The sequence below is a fragment of the Cyanobium sp. A1C-AMD genome, assembly GCF_024346495.1.
Lineage (GTDB): Bacteria > Cyanobacteriota > Cyanobacteriia > PCC-6307 > Cyanobiaceae > Cyanobium_A > Cyanobium_A usitatum.
The window spans coordinates 1-5,966 of record NZ_JAGQDB010000115.1; the positions used below are offsets into that span (position 1 = coordinate 1).

The window sequence follows — 5,966 nt, forward strand, 5'->3', positions numbered from 1 at the left end:
ACCGAGCCGATTGAGCGCTGGCTCATGGCCCCAGCGCCACTGGCCACCACCAACGGGAAGAAACCCGACAGGGCCGCCGAGGCCGTCATCAGGATCGGCCGCAGCCGCGACTGGGCCGCCCCCATGGCCGCCTCCACATCGGAGAGACCAGCCTCCATGCGCTGGTTGGCCAGGTCGACGATCAGGATGCCGTTCTTGGCCGCCAGGCCGATCAGGGTCACCAGCCCCACTTGGGCATAGACGTTGTTCACCTGTTGGTTGAGCACTAGGAACAGCAGGGCCCCCAGGATCGCCAGCGGCACCGTCATCAGGATCACCAGCGGATCGATATAGCTGCCGTACTGGGCCGAGAGCACCAAGTACACCACCACCAGGCCCAGGGCGAACACCAGCGCTGCCAGCGAACCGGCCGCTACCTCCGAGCGGCTCAGGGCCGACCAGTCCATGCCGATGTTGGTGAAGTTGAGCCGCTGGAAGCTGGCGGTGAGCGCATCGATCGCCTGGCCGGTGCTCTTACCGATTGCCTCAAAACCCTGGATCAGCACCGTGCGGTTGAGATCAAAGTGGCTGATGATGGGCGGAGCACTGTCGAGCCGCACCGTCACCAGATTGGCGAGGGGAATCTGGGCGCCACCGGCTGCGGGAACGTAGAGATTCTTCAGGCTGTCGATGGTTTCGCGCCTGCTGCCCTCGGCCTGCACATACACCTGGCGGTACTGACCGTTCTCGTAGGTCTGATTCACGAACGCCCCACCGTTAACCGCCCCTAGGACCTTCATCGCCGTGCCGAAATCCACCTGCAGCGAGGCCATACGGTCGCGGTCGGGCTCGATTCGCCACACCGGGGCATCGCTGACGAACTGGGTGTAGAGGTTGTAGAAAAAGCCGGTGGCCTTGGCTTTGTCGATCAATTGATTGGCCATCCCCAGCAGATCTGTGGGGCTGTAGCCACCATTGCTGAGGTCGTTGAACTGGAACGCCAGGCCACCCTGGGCACTGAAGCCCGGCACCGCCGCCGGCTGCTGCGCCATCACCTTGGCCCCCTCGATCGTCTGGAACTGCTTGTTCAGTCGCTGCACCACCGCCCGTGCTGACTGATCCACGCCGCTGCGCTCCTCGATCGGCTTGAGGCCAAAGAAGAACAGGCCCTGGTTAAGGGCACCACCGTTGAAGCCGGCTCCGCCGATCAGCTCACCGCTGACGATCTCCGGCTCCTTGGCCAGGATCTGGCGGGCCTGGTCGGCCACCTTCATCGTCTGCTCGAGCGAGGCCTGCGGCGGCAACTGAATGATGCCCAGGCCGTAGCCCTGATCTTCCGTGGGCACGAAGCCCGAGGGGATCAGCAGGAAAGCGAGCGCGGTGAGCACTACTCCGCCTAGCACGGCGCTCACCAGCTGGCGGCGCCGCCGGATCGCCTGCTCCAGCAGCCGGGCATAGGCCTTGGCCAGGCGCTCAAACTGGGTATTGAACGCGGTGAAAATCGGTTGCAGATTACGGCCCACCACGGCCCCGAGTGCACCGAACAGCAGCAGCCACAGCGCACCTCCGAACAGGTAGCCGTACACAGCGCCGAAGGCTCCACCGATCCACATCCAGGTGCGGCCGCTGGGCTTGGTCTTACCGCCACCAAGGAGCAGGGCCGATTGCAGCGGCTTGCCGCTGATCGCATTGAAGGTGCTCACCAAGATCGAGAACACGATCGTGAGGGCGAACTGGCGGTAGATCACGCCCGTGGCACCGGGGAAGAACGTGACGGGGATGAACACCGCCAGCAGCACCAGCGCAGTGGCCAAAATCGCGCCCGTCAACTCCTTCATCGCATTGGAGGCCGCCGCAAAAGGTTTGTCGCCTGCTTCGATCCGGGCCGACACCGCCTCCACCACCACGATCGCGTCGTCCACCACCAGGCCGGTGGCCAGGATCACCCCCAGCAGCGTGAGTTCGTTAATCGAGAAGCCAAACGCCTTCACGAAAACCATCGCCCCAAGCAAGGCGATCGGCAGCGCCAGGGCCGGCACCATCGTTGCCTTCCAGTCCTGCAGGAACAGGAAAATGATCAGCAGCACCAACACCACCGCATCGCGAAGCGCATCGAGCGCCCCGAAGATCGAGGCGTTGATGAAGTCGGTCTGATCAAACACCTTCTCTAGCTTCACCCCCGGCGGCAGGGTGGTGCGGAATTGCGTCAGCACCTTGTCCACCGCTTCAGCGGTGGTGATTGCATTGCTGCCCGGCAGCTGGATCACGCCGAAACCCACGCAGGGATAGCCGGAGATGCCATTGATCGCTGCCTGATTGAAGTTCTGAAAGGCGTATTCGGCCCGGCCCACATCGCGCAGACGGATCAGGCTGCCGTCGGGGCCGCTATCGCTGAGGCTGCCGGTTGAGCCGCGGGTGAGCACCAGATTTTCAAACTGCTCCACGGTGCGCAGGTTGCCCTGCACCAGCACCGGCAGATTGGTGGGGTTGTTGGCCGAAGCCGGCGGACCACCGATGCTGCCACCAACCACGATCTGGTTTTGGGAGCGCAGGGCGTTCTCCACATCCAGAATCGTGAGGTTGAAACGGCTGAGCTTGGCCGGATCTACCCAGAGCTTGTAAGCCGGATCACTGGCGCCGAACACGGTCACCTGGCCCACACCCTCGGAGCGGCTGAGCGGATAGGCGAGGTTGAGTTGATAGAGGCCGTTGAGATATTCGCGGCTGAACTGCCCTTCCGTGGAGGTGAGGTTGTACACCAGCAGATAGCTGGTGGCGGTCTGCTGCACCGTCACGCCCTGGTTGTTGACCTGCTCAGGCAGCTGGGCCGAGGCGGTCTGCACCCGGTTGAGCACATTCACCTGATCGATGTCGGCATTGGTGCCGGCCTTGAACACCACATTGATCTGGCTGACGCCCTGGCTGGTGCTGTTGGAGCTGATGTAATCCATCCCCGGCGCGCCGTTGATCTGCTCCTCCAGCGGACCGGTCACGGCACTTTCCACCGTGAGTGCGTCGGCACCTGGCAAGTTGGCCGTCACCTGAATCGTGGGTGGCGCGATGTTCGGCAGGTTCTCGATCGGCAGGAGCGGCAGCGCGATCACCCCGGCCAACAGGATCAGAATGCTGCACACGGTGCTGAGCACCGGCCGGCGAATGAAGGTGTCAGAAAGGCTCATTTCCGGGGAATCATCATGCCGCTGCGCAGCTGGGCCAGGTTGCCGATCACCACGGCATCGCGGGCGCCCAGCCCCTTGAGCACAGCAAAGCGGCCGCCCTGCAGGCTGCCGAGGGTCACCGGCGTCTGCACCGCAACCAGGGCACCGGCCGGTGGCGTGGGGGTGATCGGGGAGCCGATCAGGCGCTGGGCTTCCGCAGGCGACACCGCCCGAAACACGAAGGTCTGCCCGGCCTGCAGCAGCACCGCCGCCTGGGGAAGCGCCAGCGTCTCGGTCGACCCGAAGCGCAGGCTGGCCTGCACGCGCTGCTGATCCCGCAGGGCGCCATCGGCGTTGTTGAAGGTGGCCTTCACCAGCAGCGTCTGGGTACGCCGATCGAGCGAGGGGGCGATGAACGTCACCTGGCCCATCGCCTTGAGGGCCGACTTGTCGGGCGCCTGCAGCTCCACCGGCATGCCCAGGCGCACGCGATAGGCCTGCTCACCCGGCACATCGAGCCGCACCCAGAGGCGGCGGTTATCCACGATGGTGGTGATCGTCTCGCCGCGGCGCACCACGGCGCCCAGCTTGTACTGGATGTCGCCCACCATGCCGGCGATCGGAGCGGTCACGTCCTTATAAGCAAGGGTGGCAGCGCTGGCTTTCAGCTGCTCGGCGCTGGTGATCGCGGCCGTCACCTTGGCATCGCGCTGCTTGGTGGAAGCAGCGCCCTGCTGGTTCAGAAAGATGTAGCGCTCCGCCTCGAGGCGATCCTCCCGAGCCTGCGCTGCGGCAGCAGCCACGCTGGCCTGCTGCTGCAGCTGATCCAGCCGGAACAGGGGATCCCCCGGGCGCACCAGTTGGCCTTCACGCATCGGCATCGCCACGATGCGGCCATCGATCTCGGCCGCCAGCGGCACGTTGACGATCGATTCGAGAGTGCTCTGGTAGGTGGCCTGATCGGTGAAAGTCTGCCGCGTCGGGCTGATCAGTGAAAACGTGAGCGGTGGTGGGGGCGGCGGTGGCTTGACGCAGCCGGCGAGGCCCGTCAGCAGAGCTCCGCTGCCAACAAAAAACGTTAGGGGGAGGGTGCGCCAGGAGCGCGTCAATGGACGCACATGAAAAAACCACTCAAGAAATTAACCTAATGAAGCTGATGGCGGGAGTCAAGCAGATCAAGAAATTTGCCAACCGGTAGAGACATTTCACACGAAGCAGAACAGATTGATGGGAAGAGTCGAGTTTACTAATTGAAACGGATTGCCATTGACCGCGAACGGACTGGCGGGGCTGCGCCGAAGCCATACCACCACAAAACAGGAGATGATATCCAGGCAAGAGCATGAAAACCATGTTTATGTTTTGCGTTCAACTTCCACAATGATATCAACTTCTTTTTTTGCGTTAGACAACTCATTCTCAACAACAAGCTTTACTTCGGAATCAACTTCGGCAACGATCTTTTTCCGGACGTCTTGTTCAATAAGCTCAAGCTGCTCCGTGAAAAGTTTCCTGGCTAATTCCTCAAATCCCTCGGACTTCAGGTAGTCCTCCGCACGGGTATTTGAGAAGGCGTGAATTGTTTTCCAATCAGTCATTCTATCCGCAGCGCCATTGACTATCATTTTACCTATTTTATTGAGCTCATACCGACCCGCTTTGACTTCATGACTAACTCCAGCATCTTTTAGAAATCGACAAAATTGCCTATCCTCATTTGAAATAGTAGGACTCAAAAGAGTTTCAAGCATTCGTTTTTCAAGAAATTGACGCGGAGGAATAAAATTTGCGATATCTGAGTCTGGGTCGTCATGAAACTCTTTAATCCTCTTGCCGAGGAGCTTGGCCTGCCCCGAGTTAGCGTCGCCCGACAAGAAATAATCCGAAACCTCGGCATGGAGCTTCCTCTCAGCGTTTTCCTGATCTGTTTTCAATTGATCTTGAATAGCCTCAACTTCCCTCGCGCGAGCTTCCGCAAGTCGATGTCGAATATGGGAAACAAGCTTGAAACCACCGTAACCAGCTCCACCAATGATGCTTAGAGCACCTACACCAGCCAGAACATCCTTGGAAGCAGCCTCCCACTTTTTAACACCTCATGCAACTGAGCCAAGTGCCTTACCTGATTGATTGGCTTCTTCAATCGCCTTTAGAAGCGCAGCGTAAACATTCGGAGAACGATTGGCAACGGCGTCAACTAGCTGCAGAGCAGACATGTCTGGCGCTAAGGATGAAAAGATACTAAAGAGTGTCTCAGGTGGGCTGCTTAAAGCAGTTGCAAGATCAACAGCCTCGAAGAAGCGGCCGAAAAGATCTGATCTAAAGCCGTGCTCCTCCAGCCAGGAGGGCAAGACGGACAGTGTCAGGAAGTTAAGTAGATCAGGATTTTGATCTTGCGCATGTCCAATGAAATCAAGGCAGGAGAAGAGTTCATCGCGCCCATCAAATGTATCAACCAAGCGCAATATCACCTCGGATTGCGAGCCAGCTGTAGTTTTAGACATGAGCAGCATCAAAACGGGGTGATGATGTGAATGTAGGTGAACGACAAAGGAGGCGAGGACTCAGCCCACCTCGATCTCAGGATCATCCGCTGAGTCCAGATCCATCGGTTGGATGTTGCGCAGCAAGCCCATCACGATCTCGAACAGGGCGAGGTCCCGTGTCCAGGCGCTGGCCTGGGTGGCATCGGCTGCCTTGATGGCTTCGTCCAGGCCTGCCTCGTGCAGCCTCGCCAACGTGTCAAGCCAGATGATCGCCCTAGCCTGGGCGATCATCGGCGTGACAACGTCGTTGGAATTCCGAACGCGCTCGGCTTCGGCTTCGAGG

The 5,966-nt window shown here is 60.1% G+C and carries 5 protein-coding genes; all 5 read right to left on the reverse strand.

Translation table 11 applies throughout. From position 1 onward, the window contains the following. The coding region (locus KBY74_RS13185; RefSeq protein ID WP_254943091.1) for an efflux RND transporter permease subunit at positions 1–3,158 on the reverse strand (3,158 nt) is incomplete at its 3' end. Next, positions 3,155–4,246, reverse strand: coding sequence for an efflux RND transporter periplasmic adaptor subunit (locus KBY74_RS13190; protein ID WP_254943092.1), 1,092 nt, complete (start codon positions 4,244–4,246; stop codon positions 3,155–3,157). The genes KBY74_RS13190 and KBY74_RS13185, both read right to left, overlap by 4 nt. A 246-nt stretch (positions 4,247–4,492) precedes the next feature. Further along, positions 4,493–5,071 (reverse strand): hypothetical protein, encoded by a 579-nt coding sequence (locus tag KBY74_RS13195; protein ID WP_254943093.1) that lies wholly within the window; start codon positions 5,069–5,071, stop codon positions 4,493–4,495. A 162-nt stretch (positions 5,072–5,233) separates the two neighbouring features. Further along, entirely contained in the window at positions 5,234–5,650 is a 417-nt protein-coding gene (locus tag KBY74_RS13200) for a hypothetical protein (protein WP_254943094.1), read from the reverse strand. Between the two features lie 51 nt (positions 5,651–5,701). Further along, positions 5,702–5,966, reverse strand: a 265-nt coding sequence (locus KBY74_RS13205; protein ID WP_254943095.1) for a hypothetical protein, incomplete at its 5' end; no start/stop codon positions are given.